12 protein-coding genes are annotated in these 18,595 nt (G+C 37.2%); 7 read left to right on the forward strand and 5 right to left on the reverse strand.

Translation table 11 applies throughout. The annotated features are described in order from the left end of the window. Positions 1 to 121: 121 nt before the first annotated feature. Both AC6CH1_RS01075 and AC6CH1_RS01080 read right to left on the reverse strand, forming a co-directional pair. Positions 122 to 2,131 (reverse strand): S-layer homology domain-containing protein, encoded by a 2,010-nt coding sequence (locus AC6CH1_RS01075; protein WP_498316097.1) that lies wholly within the window; start codon positions 2,129 to 2,131, stop codon positions 122 to 124. A gap of 315 nt (positions 2,132 to 2,446) precedes the next feature. Then, positions 2,447 to 2,710 (reverse strand): multidrug ABC transporter ATPase, encoded by a 264-nt coding sequence (locus AC6CH1_RS01080; RefSeq protein WP_251689799.1) that lies wholly within the window; start codon positions 2,708 to 2,710, stop codon positions 2,447 to 2,449. 853 nt (positions 2,711 to 3,563) lie between these two features. Here AC6CH1_RS01080 and AC6CH1_RS01085 point away from each other — a divergent pair. Both AC6CH1_RS01085 and AC6CH1_RS01090 read left to right on the forward strand, forming a co-directional pair. Then, positions 3,564 to 5,054, forward strand: coding sequence for an O-antigen ligase family protein (locus AC6CH1_RS01085; protein ID WP_427711304.1), 1,491 nt, complete (start codon positions 3,564 to 3,566; stop codon positions 5,052 to 5,054). Positions 5,055 to 5,261: 207 nt separating this feature from the next. Then, the gene (locus tag AC6CH1_RS01090) at positions 5,262 to 7,535 is read left to right on the forward strand and encodes an S-layer homology domain-containing protein (RefSeq protein ID WP_498316099.1); all 2,274 of its coding nucleotides are present in this window, start codon (positions 5,262 to 5,264) and stop codon (positions 7,533 to 7,535) included. 810 nt (positions 7,536 to 8,345) lie between these two features. On the opposite strand, the gene AC6CH1_RS01095 is transcribed toward AC6CH1_RS01090, so the two are convergent. After that, the gene (locus AC6CH1_RS01095; protein ID WP_498316101.1) at positions 8,346 to 9,290 is read right to left on the reverse strand and encodes a nuclease-related domain-containing protein; all 945 of its coding nucleotides are present in this window, start codon (positions 9,288 to 9,290) and stop codon (positions 8,346 to 8,348) included. A gap of 364 nt (positions 9,291 to 9,654) precedes the next feature. Between AC6CH1_RS01095 and AC6CH1_RS01100 the strand changes: the two genes are divergently transcribed. The 4 genes from AC6CH1_RS01100 (at position 9,655) to AC6CH1_RS01115 (ending at position 14,345) form a co-directional block, all read left to right on the forward strand. Beyond that, the gene (locus tag AC6CH1_RS01100) at positions 9,655 to 10,797 is read left to right on the forward strand and encodes a polysaccharide pyruvyl transferase family protein (protein ID WP_498316103.1); all 1,143 of its coding nucleotides are present in this window, start codon (positions 9,655 to 9,657) and stop codon (positions 10,795 to 10,797) included. Beyond that, positions 10,797 to 11,885, forward strand: coding sequence for a glycosyltransferase (locus AC6CH1_RS01105; RefSeq protein WP_498316105.1), 1,089 nt, complete (start codon positions 10,797 to 10,799; stop codon positions 11,883 to 11,885). Before AC6CH1_RS01100 ends, AC6CH1_RS01105 begins: the two co-directional genes overlap by 1 nt. Before the next feature lie 31 nt (positions 11,886 to 11,916). Continuing rightward, positions 11,917 to 13,434 (forward strand): murein biosynthesis integral membrane protein MurJ, encoded by a 1,518-nt coding sequence (gene murJ / locus AC6CH1_RS01110; protein WP_498316107.1) that lies wholly within the window; start codon positions 11,917 to 11,919, stop codon positions 13,432 to 13,434. 314 nt (positions 13,435 to 13,748) lie between these two features. Further along, positions 13,749 to 14,345 carry a TetR/AcrR family transcriptional regulator gene (locus AC6CH1_RS01115; protein WP_498316109.1) on the forward strand — a complete coding sequence of 199 codons (597 nt, stop codon included), beginning with the start codon at positions 13,749 to 13,751 and terminating at the stop codon, positions 14,343 to 14,345. Positions 14,346 to 14,391: 46 nt separating this feature from the next. Here AC6CH1_RS01115 and AC6CH1_RS01120 read toward each other — a convergent pair whose 3' ends face one another. Both AC6CH1_RS01120 and brnQ read right to left on the reverse strand, forming a co-directional pair. Then, entirely contained in the window at positions 14,392 to 15,762 is a 1,371-nt protein-coding gene (locus AC6CH1_RS01120; protein ID WP_498316111.1) for a S41 family peptidase, read from the reverse strand. 195 nt (positions 15,763 to 15,957) lie between these two features. Continuing rightward, on the reverse strand, positions 15,958 to 17,277 hold the full coding sequence (gene brnQ / locus AC6CH1_RS01125; RefSeq protein WP_498316113.1) for a branched-chain amino acid transport system II carrier protein: 1,320 nt from the start codon (positions 17,275 to 17,277) through the stop codon (positions 15,958 to 15,960). A 305-nt stretch (positions 17,278 to 17,582) separates the two neighbouring features. Here brnQ and AC6CH1_RS01130 point away from each other — a divergent pair, with 305 nt between their 5' ends. Further along, a complete protein-coding gene (locus AC6CH1_RS01130) occupies positions 17,583 to 18,575 on the forward strand; it encodes a C40 family peptidase (RefSeq protein WP_498316115.1) in 993 nt (330 codons plus the stop codon). Positions 18,576 to 18,595 lie beyond the last annotated feature (20 nt).

Below are 18,595 nucleotides of genomic sequence, written 5' to 3' on the forward strand. Positions count from 1 at the left end.
TCAAATATTCTAACCCAATCTTCTAAAAACCTTCCTAACTTTTCTCATAAACTGTCACTCCGGAAACCCCAGGCCAAAACTAAAAAAAACCAGCACTTCCGTAGAAGTACTGGATTAAAAGTTAATTTCCTGGAATTAATTGAACTAAATCAGAGCGTACCCAACCGTGTTTTGCAGGAGGGTTATTGTCTGACAAAATTTTGTACCATACATAGCCGTCCGTACCTTTCGTTTCTTCAACGATTGCGACAGGATAGCCGAACACGCCTGTTTCACCTACATATTTCGCTTTATAAGTGAAGTGAATTGGCGATGATGTTGTTGGTTCATTACGCACATTTACAAGATGGCCGTTTTCATATAATACGAATGCCAAGTTCGCTTGCTTGTAATCTTTTTTACCGAAGCGGTTGTCCATGCGATACATATGACCGGCAATTTTACTGCCCCAGAATGGATCTGATGCATAGTGAACATTCATGCCGGATGTTTTATTCCCCGGTACTGCACCTTTTGCGTAAGCACCTGATTGAGGCACGTACTTCAAATTGACATAGCGGTTAATAAACGCAAGTACACTATCATCACGGTTTTTATATACTTGACCTAATGTTGGATCAGTGTCGAACACTTCAATACCAAAAATGTTGTTTTTCGTCAGTGCATTTTTACTTACTCCGTAATCACCTTCATGCATTGCTGCAGCTAAAATGAATAAGGCATTGACATGATATTGTGATTCCACCTGCTTTAGGAATTTCCCCATCCCGATTAAACGAGATTCAATCGTCGCTTTGGCATATTGAGGGGAAGTTTTGATTGCCTGGCGCTCTTTTAATAATGTCATAATCATATTGTCCAGTTCTTCAGCTGTATAATTAGATGGCTGACGAATCGACTGGAATTGGAAATACGGATAATGTGTTCCTACTTTTTTCGTTAATAGAACATCAGAGTAGAAGTTTACACCATCTTGGCTATAATATTGTGACCCCGGTTTTATAAAGGCCGGTGCTTCACTCACTACATAATTCCCGTAATACTTTTGTGTAATATGGTTATACGTACGATGTGTTAAGTAACCGCCTTCAGCAAAATAGTAGTCTTGTCCTTTAATTAAGCTTGTTGGTGTTAATGTTACTTCATCAATTTTCGCATAGCCTTTTGTATCTGCTAATTGAACGATTGCATACTCATCATTGCTTCCAATATATTTAAACTGAGAGCCTTCTACAGCATACGATAACGACTTCGTGAAGTTTTTATCTGAATAAATTGTTACAGTGTTTGCTTTCGTATCAGCTGCTGAAGCGATACCAGAAGACATTTTAATGATTTTGTCGCCTTTAATAATTATGTTTGAACCAGAACTTTTTAACGCTGACTCTGCTTGTTCGTAGTTAAAATAAACAGTAGAGTTTTTCGTTATTACTCCATTTGAAATTTTACCAACATAATAAATATTAGGGTTCGGAGCTGGCGTTTCCGTCGGTTCTTCACCTTCTTTTACAGCAAATGTTTCGATTGTCGTTTGCATACGGAATAAAAATGCTGCGGCATGCGCGATTGTCGCATTGCCTTGAGGTTCAAAAAATACCCCATTTTTCGTATGTGACCCACGGATAATATTGTAGTAAACGTTTGTAGCTACTGCCGGTTTGAACTGATCGCTAATTTTGTTGTTATCCTTGAACGTTAGTGGTTGTCCTTCCAACGGCACGTTTGAATAACGCAATGCTTTTTCCAAAAGTGCTGCCATATGCTGGCGCGTAATTTTTTCGTTTGGACGGAATGTGCCATCAGGATAACCGCTTAAAATGTTTGATCCGGCAGCTGCCTGGATTTCACGTGTCAGTTCATTACCAGCTTTTAAATCCTTAAAAGTGTATGTAGACGAATCTGGTAATTTAAGTGCGCGGGTAATATAAGAAGCAAATTCTCCACGTGTAACGGCACGGTTAGGATTGAAATTTCCTTTGCTGTCTGGTCGAATGACATTTTGATTAGACCAATATGTTAATTCATTTACCATTTGATGGCCATTTATATCATTTGCATGAGATGTTGATTGTGTTGTGAAAGACAGAGCAACGACTAATGCGAATGCTAGTCCAACTATTTTTTTAAACACAGATTCACGCTCCTTTCCTATATGATGATATTTTACCAATATATGAGCGAGAATCATAGATGAATCCTAATACTTTAGATGTTTGTAATATAAATGTAATTAAAAAGTCCTTTGAAACCTAGTTTAAAGATAGGGAAAAAAGAGCTCTGTAATATAAGAGTTGAAGATATAAAAAAGAGTGAGCCAGATTGAAGCTCATAAAAAAATTTAATGTGAAAAATAAGTGGGGGTTTTGTGATTGAAGGATAGGAGTGAATGAGAAGGAAGCAACTTAAAAAAGTTTCTTGTTTTATCTTTCTAATAAACAATTAAGAATTATAAGTTTAATGCTTTCGATATTTTCTTTACTTCCTTTGTTAAGTAATGAAGCTGTTCATGAACTTCCTGGAGGTCCACATTATTTTGGCTGTAGTTACTGGCCTGCTGTTGTGCTTCCTGCAGTGCAAGAGCGGAAGCAAATGTTGAAATCCCTTCCGCTAACGTAGCTAATAAACCGGCCAACACCTCAAGTGAAGCGGCTTGAATTAATGGATTGTTATCGATTGGCGGTTCATTGTTTTTCTTACGGTTATTTTGCAATACTACGACCTCCAAAATAGTGATGTATATATTTTATGGTTTTTAGGAGTAATTATGAATGGCTAGGTGGAATTTGTTTCGGAAAGTTTTAAATCTATCTAGTCTATTTAATGGTAAAATTTAGATATATAGATAGGAGGTTGGGGGGACCTTTGAAAATGAATAAGGCTTTTAAAATCATTAAATATATTGTGGATACAGCACTTTTCCTTATTTTAAGCTTTTATACAGCGCTTTTTTGTTTCATATTCCATTTAGGATGGGCTGTAGATATCATTACCGTCGATACACCGCATGAAGAACATGTGACTGTACCCTTCCAAGATTATATAATGCACTTTTTAATAGGTAGTTTTATATTAAGTGTTTATATTTACAATTTGTTCGGAAACCAATTCTACAAAAAAATAAAAATAGGTATATTTACTTTCATACTTGGTTTATCAATGCTGCTCAGTACAATCGAGCTGTTTTCAATGTTAATCCTATTTAGAACGATGCCAGTAGAATTTTATATTTCTCAACTTACGGTCCTTATTTTTCCTTTCTTATTATTGATGGTTATAATCAAAAAACATCGGGAGTTATTTAAATGGAAAAGTAAGGGGTTCTCGAATATGAAGATTTGAAGAGAGGCAAAAATTTTGTCTCTTTTTTTTGTCCAAATATGGTTCCTATTTATTTAGGACCGAAAAACCATTGATCTGACAATTATTCTAGTAATTTAGGGTGTGTTTTATACTCTCATTGAATTATAATTGTAACCATATTATACTTAAGTTCGTCTTAATCCACATGAGCAAAACTCATCTAAAAATAGAGAACTTCATATAGGAAAGGGTTTGGGACTTCTATGAATGACATTTCTGTCAAAATGAATAAAAAAGAGTGGCTCGAAATTTTTGGGGCAATTCTTGTACTTGTGGCGGCCATACTGCTTCCGCCTTCGATAGCGCAAATCAGTACAGCAATTTTCTTTGTACTCTTCGCATTTTTTAAGCCATTTCAAAGTTTAGTAATTTTAGTACCGTACGTTATTTTCCGTACATTCTTTATTGAACTCAACCCTGGTCTTAAACTCATCGGCGATTTAATTACGATCGTCGTATTGCTGCGTTTATTTTTATTAAATACGAAGAAATTTAAAACTTGGTTTCATTTCAAACCATTTGAATACTTCTTCTTCGCCTTTTTAATCTTCGGTGCAATCATTGGATACAAAAACGGTGTATCACTAGGTGCAATTGTCTTCCAATTACGTACATTCGGTGTTATGTATTTACTGTATTACATTCTAAGCCGCAGTGAATTGCCGAAAAACTTCCTTGTGAAATTGGCATGGGTTACAGTATTTTCAGGTGCTGTTATTTTCATTCAGGGGATCGTCGAAAAACTGTCGATGCGTCAATTATTAATGCCGGAAGTATGGACGGAAAAAATACTTTCTTCAACAAACTTCGTGCGTATCTACGGTATGCTGAACAATCCAAACTCCTTGGCATTAGTCATGTTCTTTGCAATTGCCGCAGTATTTTTCCTGCGCTGGGCATATAAAGACAATGAATTTAAATGGACGTTCCGTATTGCACAGGTCGCATTCTTTGGAATGCTGTTATTGACACTTTCACGTGGTACATGGATTTCTGCTTTCATGCTTGTCTTGTTCTTTATGTTGCTATCTCGTAATTGGCAGTTATTGAAGAGAATTGCCATTTCATTTGTTGTAGCGATCGCGCTTATTTATTTCCCTGTAAACTGGGGAGTATCATTTTTACAAAACTTAGGTGTGGAAAACACGGTAGCACCTGAGGAAATTTCAGGTGGGATCAGCAATCGTTTCACGGAAACATTTTCGGACGACACGTTGGAGCTTATGCAGGAAAGTGGTCGTATGTTCTATATTAAAAAAGGATTTGAAGTGCTGAAAGATTATCCGATTACAGGTGCCGGCTTTGGTACATTCGGTGGTTCGGCTACTTTATCATATGACTCACCAATTTATGAGGAGTACGGTATCCGTTCTGATATTTATGGAGGCAAAAACTTCTATTCGGATAACCAATACATCCAGGTTATTGCGGAGACAGGAGCAGTCGGCGTTCTATTATTTGCCGGATTCCTTCTTGCGATGGTATGGATGTACTGGAAAGAACGTAAAACAGTCTTTGGACAATATTTATTCGGGCTATGGTTCGCAACAGGTGTAGCCGGCTTCTTCTATAATATTTGGGAATTAAAAGTTTATGTATTGTTCTACTTTATTCTCTTTGGAATATTTGCGAGTATGCGCACAATGTATCCAATGCTCAAGCTTAGCGATTACGAAAAACAAAAAGCAGAATAATTCAAGGAACTATCTTCTTAGGGGGATAGTTCTTTTTTATTGAAATTAAAAGACTCGAAGCTTATGTAACTTTATGTAGGAAAAACCTGTATTTTGTAAAATGTAACAAAAGATTAATAGTCTCACACGCGAAAATTTGTTAAGGTTAGAGATAGGACATTAAGAGAGGAAGGTGACTTGCTTCAAGTTAACTAGGAAGCACAAATTATGAAAACAAATAAATCTCTATTTATTGCAGTGCTAATGGTGTTTGCACTTATTTTCAGTACACCGCAATTTGCAAGTGCAGCACAATCGACAAATGACTCATACCCGCTTTCAACAGGGGTAACATATTCGAACTATACTCATAAAGGTTCTAAAACAAGTATAGTTAATCATTTAGAAGTAGATTTAACAGACTCTTTCACAAAGATTGGGTTAGGCTTACCAACTCCGGTTAATACACTAATGACAACAACGCAACATGCGAACAGTCATACGAAGGAAGGAAATCGTGTAGTTGGGGCAATCAACTCTAACTTCTACAATATGGGGGATGGCTATCCTTTATATTTAATTTCTCAATATAATACTATCGTTACACCAAGCGTTATTTCAGACTCAAGTTCGAACTATGTCAGCCAACCGATCGCATTCGGTATTACAAAGGACGGATATGGAGAGATTGCTTACTACAATAGTAAGATTAACGTTACATATAACGGTCAAACGAATGAAGTAAATGGTCTTAATGTAAAGCGCGGAACAGATGAGGCGGTTGTTTATACACCGCAAAACCATAGTTCTATGACGCCGAACAACGGAAAAGGTATGGAGTTTATCGTTGAAACTGGCAACACAATCGGTGCAACGAAATTCGGACAAACTTTAACAGGTAAAGTAACTGCAATCCGCGGTTATGATGATGAAACAAAAACGAAAATTCCGCGTAACGGTTTCGTGCTTTCTTTTAACGGATCGGCATGGGGCGATAAATACCGTGGAATTAAAATCGGCGATGAAATTTCAGTAAACTTTGCTATTGATGATCGTTGGATGGATGCACAGTTTATGATGGCAAGTGGTCCATTACTAGTATTGGACGGCAAAAAAAACCTGACAATCAATGAATCAAGCTCACGTGCTAGAGAAGTTGCACCACGTACAGCTATTGCAATCAGCAAAGACAAGAAGAAAGTACACTTAGTTACAGTGGACGGACGTATTAACTCTAGTGCAGGTATGACCTTACCACAGTTTGCGGATTATCTAGTAAGCCTTGGTTTTGACCGTGCGATTAATTTAGATGGCGGCGGTTCAACAACAATGGGTATTCGTAAATACGGCAGCAACACTGTCGTTTTAGCCAATACACCGTCTGGAGGTACACAACGTCGCGTATCTGCAATTATTGAAGCAATCAGTACAGCACCAACAACAAATGCACCTAAATATATTCAAGTAAATCGTGATAAAGTAGGTACGTTATTAGTCGGTGCAACAGTGAAACTTACACCAAACTATGTGTTGGACGAGTATTACAATCCATTGGCAGTAAATGCAAGTGATTTTGTGTTAACACCGCAAAATAATATAGTAACAGTTAACGGCTTAAGCTATACAGCTGTAGCGCCTGGCTCAGAACGTCTAACGGTTTCAAATAAAGGCGCAACACAAACAATTAGCTTCAATGTAGTGGATGCACCGGCAGGGCTTTCTATTTCAGGAGTATCAGGTCCAATTGAACCAAATGCATCACTTCAATTAAAAGCAAATGTAACAGGGTCAAATAATGAAACACTAATTTATAACGACTCGCAAATTAAATGGTCTGTTGATGGAAACATTGGTACAGTATCCGGCTCAGGTCTTTTCAAATCAAATGGTAAAGAAGGCACTGCCCGTGTAACGGCGACATTAGGAACAAAATCCGTTTCTAAAGAAATCGTTGTAAAGGCGGTAGAAAAACCATTATTCAAAGATATTTCTGTAAACAATGTTTATAAAACAGAAATTCAATATTTAGTTGATAATAACTTAATCAACGGGTATCCGGATGGTACATTCAAACCGGAATTAGCATTAAACCGTGGTCAAGCGGCTGTATTGCTGACTCGTGCATTAGGCTTATCGACAAAAGATGTGCCAAACCCTGGATTCAGCGATCTATCAACAAAGAGCACATATTATGGTGCAGTTGCTGCGATTGTACAAGCAGGCATCATGAGCGGTACTGGTGATGGCAAGTATGAGCCGGGCAAACCATTAACTCGTGCTCAAATGGCGAAAATCCTAGTTGAAGCATATAAGTTAACGGGTACTACTTCTACGAAATTTAAAGATGTAAGCACAAAGCACTGGGCATACGATTATATTCATACGCTAGCAGCAAATGAAATTACGACAGGTTATGAAGATAATACTTACAAACCAAGTCAAGAAGTATCACGCGTGCACTTCAGCTTATTCTTATACCGTACAATTACACAAAATAAATAAGTGAGAACCTTTGTAAAGTTGCAGCGAGGAATCGCAACTTTTACAAAGGTTTTTTTATGGAGAGCAGAGGGCTTTGGAGAAGAGAGGGGGGAAGGGCAAGTGAAGTGAGACTGGCACGAGGGATTTTATTCCGAAGAGTGGGTTTTATAGATGGGAGTGTAAGTATAGACCCAGGTGCTGTGGTTGGAAGTAGAATATTTTGGCGCGGAAGTAAAACTCTTGGGCTGGAAAGTAGAATTTCGCGCCAGGAAAGTAGGATGTTTACAGGGTAAAGTAGAATGTTTCATTCGAAAAGTAGAACCGGTTGTAAGTATTCGCTAAGATGTCGGAGAAAGTAGAAGATGTTGGCGCGGAAGTAGAATTCCGCACCAGGGAAGTAGAACGTTTCTCGGGTAAAGTAGAAAGATTCATCTGAAAAGTAGAACCGGTTGTAAGTATTCGCCAAGATGTCGGAGAAAGTAGAATTTTTTGGCGTGAAAGTAGATCTCCGCGCCAGGGAAGTAGAACGTTTCTCGGGTAAAGTAGAAAGATTCATTCGAAAAGTAGAACCGGTTGTAAGTATTCGCCAAGATGTCGGAGAAAGTAGAAATTTTTGGCGTGAAAGTAGATCTCCACGCCAGGGAAGTAGAACGTTACTAGGTAAAGTAGAAAGATTCATTTGAAAAGTAGAACAATTTGATATCAAATGAGAACCTCAAGCCATTAAAGTAGAACTGTACCCGAGAAAAGTACATTCGTATACTTCGTAAGTAACTCCTCACCTCCTTTAAGTAGAAATATTCAAATATGACTTACAGATACATAAGGAAACTACCTTATCCGTTCTAAAACGTCTTCAGGAATTAAATAATAAACACCACGTCCCTTGCCGAATTGTTCAAAGTTTAAGCGTTTCAACAGCTTGGAAGCAACTGCTTTACAGTCGATCCCGACAAATGCCCTTAATTCACGATTGGTAATACGATCCCCGATCAATACGCGATATTGATGTAAAGCTAAAAAGATAGCCTCTTTACTTTTCTCGCCACAGTGTGGGCAAATCCATAATCCGTGATGATAATACATGACATGTTGAAATTCGCACTTTTCGCAAAGGACGCCATCACGTATACGATCTCTTTCTATTTTTCTTCTAACAGGAAGCCGGCTAGAAATCGCCAGTAATTTACTTTCCAATTGATCTAAATTCACTGTTGTTTCAGCATATTTTGCATATAATTTCTCTAGAAAATTTGGCAAGCCGCTTAAATGAATAATCGGAGAGCCGTTTAAGGAGGAATCCAATTTCGTTCTAATATTAGCGTTGACCACAATATATAAAACAGGCAGCTGAATTCTCCACTTTGATAATAAATGAGATAAAAATAACTGGTGCCGGTATGCCTGGTCAAATGGATTTGGGAAATTTTCTATAATCCCCTCCTCGGTTTGACGTGCAAATTCATGAAATGCGGGTTTATAAAATAACGTACCGGAAATTTGTTTAACTTCGACAACGAGGAGAAATCTTGTCGTTATAATAAGGGCATCAATTTGATGAGAAAAACCCTTTTCATTTACACACTCAAAGTTATAAAAAATTTTATAGGGGCCAGGAAAATGATAATCTGCTAATGTTCTCTGCATTTTTAATTCGCCTGCAATTCCAGCTTGAACGCGATAATAAGCCTCCTGAATTGAAGTAAACTCTTCGTCGTTCGTTTGTAATCTGCTCACAAGCGCTTCTAAATACATAAAATTTTCAGATCGATACAATAAATCACCTCTACTCGGGCATTGAGACAAAAACTCTATGACAGCAATTTATCCGAAAATCCCCTAGCATGCAAATGACCTCGAAAAGTCATTTATTGCATAAATTCCTCTTTAAAAAGTAAAAATGAAACTAATCTTGTATACAAACCGTCTCATTAACGAAAAACTATAAATTTAGAGTTAATTTTCTTGTTGGGAAATAGTGTGATCTTGCCCTCGGGAATATCGTTTCAAACTGACATTATGCTATACTAAAAATACGAGTCATAACGCAGAACACATCTACTTCAGATGTGTTTTTCAAATGAAAAATGAAATAAGCCAAGCATACTCAAAACGCTTGATTCAAAGGATGAATGAATAAATGAAAATTGGTATTGTAGGAAATTACGGAAATGATAATAACGGAGACGAGGCGATTTTACTAAGTATTATTCGCCAGCTGCAGAAGGTATTTCAAATAGATACAAAAAATATTACGGTATTTAGTAATAATCCAAAACAAACTGCTGAACGTTATACCGTGCAAAGTTACCCTTTATACTACAAAAATGGTAATGCCGTGAAAACGTTCATGAAGACATACAAAGAGAATTCCAATGTCGTGAAAAAACTTGATTTTGTCGTAATTGGCGGCGGTGGTATTTTAATGGATCTTTATAAGCGTGAAGCACCGTTATATGGTTCTTATGCGATGATGGCCAAAAATAATAATGTACCTTATGTTGTCTACGGCTGTGGTGCGGGTCCCCTTAACACAGGGTTAGGGAAATGGTTTATCCGCTATATGGCCAAGCATGCGCAAAACATTTCAGTGCGTGATCCGCAATCAGAACAGTTGCTTAAAACAATTGGTGTAAAACGTGATGTTCATGTTATTGGAGACCCGGCATTTAGTTTAGAAGTAGAACGTACAAATTATAGTGATAAACCAAAATCGGTTGGGGTTACAGCAGTCCCATACTATAATGCTTCATATTGGCCAACTGGCGATGAGGCAAAATACGAAAATTATATTGATGGCATGTCGAAAAACCTGGACCGTTTAATTGAAGAGCATAATGTAGATGTGACATTTTTTGCGACGAAATATCCGCAAGATGCTGATGTGACTAAGGATATTCAAGCTAAGATGAAGCATCCGGAAAACACAAAAATCATAGATGAAAATTTGCCGCCACAACGTATTTTACAAATTACGTCCACATTTGATGTGTTAATTGGTACAAGACTTCATTCATTAATATTGGCAACGGATGCAAAAACGCCGATTATCGGTGTGTCGTATCATGTGAAGGTTAATGACTTTTTACAAATGGCAGGACTTGGAAATTATTCATTGCCGATCGATTCGCTTCATGAATCAGACGAGAAGTTTGCAATGCTTTTTAACGATATGGCAGTAGATTGGAACGGTGCACAAAACTTAGCGGCTCGTACAAATGCGTCATTTAAAGAAAAATCAGCATTAGGAGAGCAGCTTTTAAAAGAAGGTGCTAAAAAGTAATGAAAAAAGTATTCGTCATTAGCAATATGTATCCATCTAAGGAACATTTAGCTTACGGCATTTTCGTAAAAAATCAGGTCGAGCAGCTGGAACGAGAAGGAATCGAGACAGTGCTCGCAGTTAATACGAATCCCGCGACAGGGAAGAAAAATGTTATTTTGAAATATTTAAAATGGGCGCAGCAGTTTATGCGCGTTTTTCGTGCAAACAAGCGGAATATTTCGCTAACACATAGCCATTACGTTTTTCCGAGCGGGATGTTCAGCTACTATTTAAAAAAGCGTCACAATATCCCGTATATTGTGACAGCACATGGTGGTGATATTAATAAAATGGCCAAAAAGGGCGGGCAAATCCGTGAGTTTACGGAGAAAATTTTACAGTCTGCAGATCATGTCGTTGCAGTAGGAGAAGAGCTTGCTACAACGATTGAAACAACATTCCATGTTAAAAGCGATAAAATATCGGTGATGAGCATGGGGATTGATCGTACGGTTTTCAAAGAAGCGGAAGCTAAAAAACAACTTGCAAAAGAGTTGGGAATGGATCCTAATAAAACAAACTTTTTATTCGTAGGCAACATCATACGGGAAAAAGGCGTTACAGAACTTGTGCGTGCATTCAATAAAGTATCGGAATCTCTTCCGGAGCAAGCCGCTCTTTATTGTGTTGGTTCGACAAAAGACAGCAATTTTACTAGTAAAGTAAAAGAACTGGCTAAGGACAATACAGCAATTCACTTTATCGAACCGATGCCGCAGCAGGAGTTGGCAAGGTATTTCCAGGCGGCAGATGTTTTTGTACTGCCTTCTTATATTGAAGGACTGGGATTAGTAGCTTTAGAGGCAATGAGCTGCGGTACGCCGGTTATCGCGTCGGACGTCGGAGGACTGCATTATATGCTGGCGGATGGAGCGGGGGTATTAGTACCTCCTAAAGACGAGATTTTACTTCAGCTTGCACTTGAAAATGCAGTGAAAGACGGAATCGCAGTGAATGAAGCGCGTGTAGCCGAGCTGCTTCATACACATGATGCAAAAAATATTATTGTACGTTTAAAAGAGCTCTACACAACACATGCGAAATAAAGTAATTGTAATTAAAGGATTGTGATAAGCGTTGAAAGGAATTTTAAAAATAATAGGGGCCGTCGCGGTTATTAATATTTTAGCGCGTCTGGTCGGCTTTGCCCGTGAAACATATATCGGGATTGAATTTGGTACAACTGTATATTCAGATAGTATTATTAATGCTTATACAATTCCAAACTTTTTATATTTAGTCATTGGCGGAGCGTTTACGACGGCGTTTATATCCATTTACCATAAGACATCATCGAGTATCACTGAATATATACAGCGAACGTTTACAACAATTGTTGTTTCGATTACGCTCATTGTCATTTTATTTATGGCGTTGGCTGATCCGATATTAATGAAATTTTTTCAAGTTGAGGATCAGGCGGAATATGAAATGCTGCGCTCGCTATATTACTGGATGATGCCTTCGACGATTATGCTAGTTTTATCGACTTGGATGAGCGGTATTTTAAATGTCCAGGGCCGGTACCATTTATCCGCATTTTCGGTGCTTATTTATAACGGATCATTTTTAATAGTCTCGGTAATATTGTCTATTACGATGGGACCGATTGGAATGGGGATCGGGGCATTAGTCGGGGCAATTTGTATGTTCTTGTTCCTTGTATTCGGGGTTCGGAATGTGAAAGAAATGTCTTTCAAGCCGAACTTTAAACAGGCTGAAGATCAGAAAATGTTATGGAGAGTTGCGTTGCCGATTATGCTTGGCGGTGCGACTGCACAGCTTTATATTTTAATTCAGCGATTTTTCACAAATATGCTGGAAGCCGGTGTTCCGTCAGCGATGAACTACGCGACAAAAATGTCCCAGTTCCCGCAGGCAATTTTAATGACTGCTGTAACGACCGTTATTTTCCCGTTACTCAGTAAAAAAGAGGGGGAAGGGGACACAGAGTCGGTAAAACAACTTTATGTTCGCGGGATGCGTTTATTATATTTACTCGTATTGCCTATTTCGGTGTTCTTCTACTTCCAGGCAGAAGGTGTTATTCGTATCGTCTTTGAATATAAAGAATTCAATGCCGAATCAACAGCGATTACAGCGCCATTGCTGCAAGTATTCAGTACAACGATGTTCTTCCTTGCCGCGAACACGTATATTACGCGTTTCTACTATGCAAAGGGCAATTCCGTATTACCGATGATTTTCAGTATTTTAACGGTCTTCGGTGTAAATATAGCGGTCGTAATGGCGACAATCGATGGAATGGGTGCAAATGCGGTTGCCTTAGGAACATTGATCAGTGCCATTGTAAACTTCCTGTTGCTTGTCATTGTGCTGCAAAGTAAATATCAGTTAAAACTTTTGGACAAAAATGTTGGTCAGCTATTTAAGTTAGTTATTATTGGATTAATTTTTGTTGCAATTAACTGGGCGATTGCACAATGGATTGTAATTGATCAGAAATGGATTCATGTAATTGTTACATTTATAGTTGCATCGATCAGTTATCTTGTATTGTTGTTTGTTTTCAAAATGGATGAGCTGCAGCAAATTACAGGTAAAGTAAAAGGAAAGATTTTACGAAAAAAATAACATGATTTAGCGCGTATCCTTGAATTTAATAGGATACGCCTTTTTTAGTACATACTATTTAAGCATATTATTAATAAGAGAAATTTTCCCTTTTCGCTTATGTCCATTATCCTTATAACGGGACAATTTAACGGGAATGTTTTTATAATAATTGCTAAGTTATGTCAATTGGTTTCTGATATTAATAAGAAATGTTAGTTATATGACAGAAAACTTTATTTTAAAAAAACTTTACTATATAATCATAAGTGGAATAATTGGAATTTAATATATAATTTACTAAACATCTAAAATAGAGATAAGGGTGGAGAAGTATGGCAAGAGGACGACGAGTAAATTCATGCGGTGAAAAAAGTAAAAAGTTATTATTGGAAAAAGCAATTGAGCTATTTTCTACATATGGTTATCATCAAACAAAAATCAGTGATATTGTGAAGTCGGCAAATTTAACACAACCGACATTTTATTTATACTTTCAAAGTAAAGAAACATTATTTAACGATCTAAATGAGAAATTCCACAATGAATTAACTGATATTTTTTCTAGTTCAGCAAATGACATAAATGACGGGAAATTTGGAATCGATCTAATTCAGGGAAGTTTAACACATATATTCAATTATTTTATCGAAAATCCTAACTTAACGAAGATCGGTTTTTATGAAGCAGAGCAATCAACAGCAGTAAAGGAAATGCTCGTTTCGAAATTAATACATATATTAAACACGCAATTAAAAGATTCTAACGTTGTCAAGCTGGTGGATGCTAATATTCTGGCAGAAAGTCTCGTTGGTTCGGTGGAACGACTAACATTGACAAATTTACTGACGAATAAATCTAATCCGGAACAGTTAGCAAAAGAGATTTGCATGATTTACTTTGCAACGGAACTAAGTTTAGTACATTCATAAAATTGAAATGAGACGATTGCCATTGTGCAAATCGTCTCATTTATGTTTACTGTTTTGTTGTTACATGTAAATAAACACCGGCTTTTAAATTTTTGTCTTTTTCGTTTTTTACTTTAGGATGAATGATAAGGGCATATTCTTTACCGGCCGTTAACTCTTTTGAAGGGGTAACAACTAGCTGTTGACCCGATAATTTGTACGTTGTTTTGACAGTATCCGCACCTAGCTCGACTAGTTCAACGGAAGAAGAAGCAAGCTCTTTCGCCAGTTTAGCAGAAAACTTGATTGTAAATGTTTTGTTTAATGGAACATTCTTTAATGCAGCAAGTTCTTTATAGTTTTTTAAGTTTGAAGCGATTGTATCGTAATGTGCTTTAAAGAGCGGTTCACTTACTGTTTTAATATGAGGTTTAACCCCAACTTCATTTATTTTCGTGCCGTTTGGACCATAAAAATGACCAACTGTTAATTTTAGAAAACTTCCATCTTCAAGCTCATAAAATGCCTGCATGGAACCTTTACCATAAGTTGTTTCCCCGTATAGCGTAACTGCTTTTTGATCAGCAAGGGCTGCTGCAGTCATTTCCGATGAACTTGCACTATATCTATTTACTAGCATTTTCGTATTTTCAGGGAATGTTGTCGATTGCTTCATCGAACGTACAATAGATGTCCCCGAAGTTTCCTTCAGCTTGTAGGCATAGGTGGCGTTCGGGAACATACCGATAAGCTGTTCTGCTGCTGTTACATAGCCGCCTCCGTTATTTTGTAAATCGAAAATAAAAGATTTTGCCCCTTGATTTTTCAAATCACGAATGGCTTTTGATACGAGGCTTGCCGTGTCGTTTGAAAATGAATTCAACGAAATGTAGCCCGTATTACCGTATAAAAGCTTTGTTTCCACATTAGGCAATGAGAAAGCTTTACGTGTTAATTTTTTCGTTAATATTGTACCATCTTCACGTAAAACCGTTATAGAAACCGTTGTATTTGCTGCTCCTTTTATACGGGTAGAAGCCTGGTCGATTGTCAGCCCTGCAACCGGTTTTCCATCAATCTCTGTTATGATATCGCCAACTTTTAAGCCTGCATTTTTTGCACTGCCCCCATCGATCAGCTCGGAAATTTGAATACCGCTTTCTACCTTTTCGATGACCACACCGATACCTACAGTAGTAAGGTCCACACCATTAATAAACTCATCGAATTCTTCCGACGTAAAGTAAGCCGAATACGGATCAAGCATTTCTGCCAGTTGCTCGAGGCTTGTGGCCCGGTTGATGTCACCGTTAACATTCCCTACATAGTTTTCCTTAACAATCTGTTTTGCTTCATCTAAAGGAGCACCTAGTACCGTCAAAGGAACAGCCAGGCACATGATGAAAAACAGCATTGCTGATAAATGTTTTTTTAGCATGAGTCCACCTCATCAATTTTATTTTTCTATAATGTAATGCGTAATGCCATGATAGGGATATTACCATATTTTATCATGAAAGCTTCCCAAATTTATGGTAAGGATAAAAAATATTTTAAGCTATTTTTAGTCAATAAAAGAGGGTATATTACAAGTTTTTACACTTGTAACATACCCTCTTTAAAGTAATTAAACTTACTTCCGTTTTGCTAAATACATGATGTAGCCGATGACACCACCGACTAATGCAGGTACAACCCATGCGATGCCTTGCTCATAAAACGGGAAGACTGATAAAAATTTATCGTATGCTGCAATTTCAAAGCCGGCAGTTTTGATTCCGTCATAGATTGCAACAATACCTGTGAAAATTAAAGCCATACCATATACGCTCGGTGCGTGGTTGAATAAATTTCCGAATAGTGCAAAAATCATAAGCACGATTGCGAACGGATAAATTGCAACTAAAACAGGCAATGATAGATTAATTAAATCCGATAATCCAAAGTTTGAAACACCGAAGCTGAATAGCGCAAAAATTACTAAGTATACTTGGTAAGAAACTTTCGGGAAAATCTTATGGAAAAATGTTGCGTTTGCAGATAAGAGACCTACAGATGTTGTTAAACAAGCTAAAATGATAACGGCAGATAAAATAATCTTACCTGCTTGTCCATATAGTTGCTGTGCTGCTAAAGAGATAATTGTACCGCCATCTTCATGGAAGCCGATAGCCGATGTACTTGTTACCCCAATATAACCTAATGATACATAAACAAATGCTAAACCAATTGCAGCGACAATCCCTGCGAAAATTGTAATTTTAACTTGTTTTACTCTATCAGTTACGCCACGTGCAACTAATGATTGAACGATAACAATTCCGAAAACCAATGATGCGAGTACATCCATCGTTAAGTACCCTTGAATGAACGATTCACCAAAAGCGTTATTAATATATGGACCCTGTGCTTCACCAGGTTCACCTAACGGAGTAATAACGGCTTTAATCGCAAGTAAACAAATAACGATTAAAAGAGCAGGTGTTAAAATTTTTCCGACACGGTCAACGATTTTTGTCGGGTTATAAGCTAAGTAGAATGTAATTCCGAAAAAGATAAGCGTTGTAATGAATAATGGAATCCAGCTACCTTTCATTGCTTCTGTTAAAAACGGTTCCACACCGATTGAATAAGATACAGCGCCAGTACGCGGAATTGCAAAGAATGGTCCGATCGACAAGTAAATAATCGAAGTGAAAATTATACCGAAATATGGATTAATGCGGCCAGCCAATATTTCCAGGTCTCCGCCGTTCTTTGCAACGGCAATAATACCTAGTAGAGGCAAACCGACTCCTGTTATTAAAAATCCGATCATGGATATTACAATATTTTCCCCAGCCATTTGACCTAACTGTGGTGGGAATATGATATTACCTGCACCTAGAAATAATGCAAATAACATAAAACCTACCGCGATATTCTCACGAAAAAAACTTGACTTGCTATTCATGTTGATAAACTCCTTTAATTTGAAAATACAAAGTTTTCTAAAAATTTAAATCTTTTAACAAAAATTAATTCTATCATAAAATTATTAAAATACAAGCATATTTTCAGAAAACAATTATCGCTAAACCACTACCTATGAAATGTTATTGAATTTCTATTACATGATATTAATATGTGAGTATAATATTAGGGAATAGATATAACTATCTGAAAAATTTTCTCATAAAAAGAGGGTTGTATACTCTATTGAAAATTAAGTAAAATAGAGTAAAAAATAGTTTCATTTAAATGGGGGGAGTTTTCATATTGAATAATAAATGGAAGGTAGTGCTGACAGGTGCAACGTTTTCACTTGCACTATTCATCGCACCAGATGCCCAAGCATCCACCTATACGGTGAAACATGGCGATACGTTAACAAAAATTGCGAAAGCCCACAACACGACGATCAATCAGCTTAAACAATGGAACAAACTATCTCAAGATCGCATTTTTATCGCACAAAAACTTGTTATTGCGCCAGCAAAAAGTGCAGTAAGTGCAGTGAGTAAATTACCGGTTGCAACTAAAACGACAGCGACGACCAAAACGACAGCTGTTTCAGTTGTTGAGGAAAAAGTCGAAAGCCCGCAAAATGCAGTTTCCCATACTGTTATTAAAGGGGATAATTTAACAAAGATCGCTAAAAAGTATAGTATATCGGTAGCGAGTATTAAACAGTTGAACAATTTGAAAACTGATGCAATTAAAGTTGGCCAAAAATTGACAATTAGCCAGCAGTCGACGAAAGACTTAGCTGTTGAAGCTCCTTCTGCAAAAACAGTAGAAGCAGAAATTAATTTTAATCAAACAGCTGACGAAGAGATTGAAAAACAGTTAAAGAAGGAAGTTGCACTGCCAGGGAAAGTTTCGCAACAAACAGAGAGCCTTTATGGACAAGCTATCCAAGCGGCTAACGCAGTATTAGGTACTCCTTATAAATATGGCGGAACGACAATAGATGGATTTGACTGCAGCGGCTTTGTAAACTATATATTTAATTCTGTTGGTGTCCCAATGGATCGTAAAAGCAGTCTCATGTATTTCGAGCAAGATACGACGAAAGTAACGCAACCAGTACCGGGAGATTTAGTATTTTTCAAAAATACATTTATCCCTACGATTTCCCATATGGGCATCTATTTAGGAAACAATGAATTTATCCATGCTGGCTCAAAAGGGATTACAATTTCAAATATTGGGGAAAAGTATTGGTCGGAGCGCTTTGTCGCATATAAACGCATTAATAATTTAAAATAAAATATTGAAGAACTAATAAG

This window comes from Solibacillus sp. GQ1 (assembly GCF_059758555.1).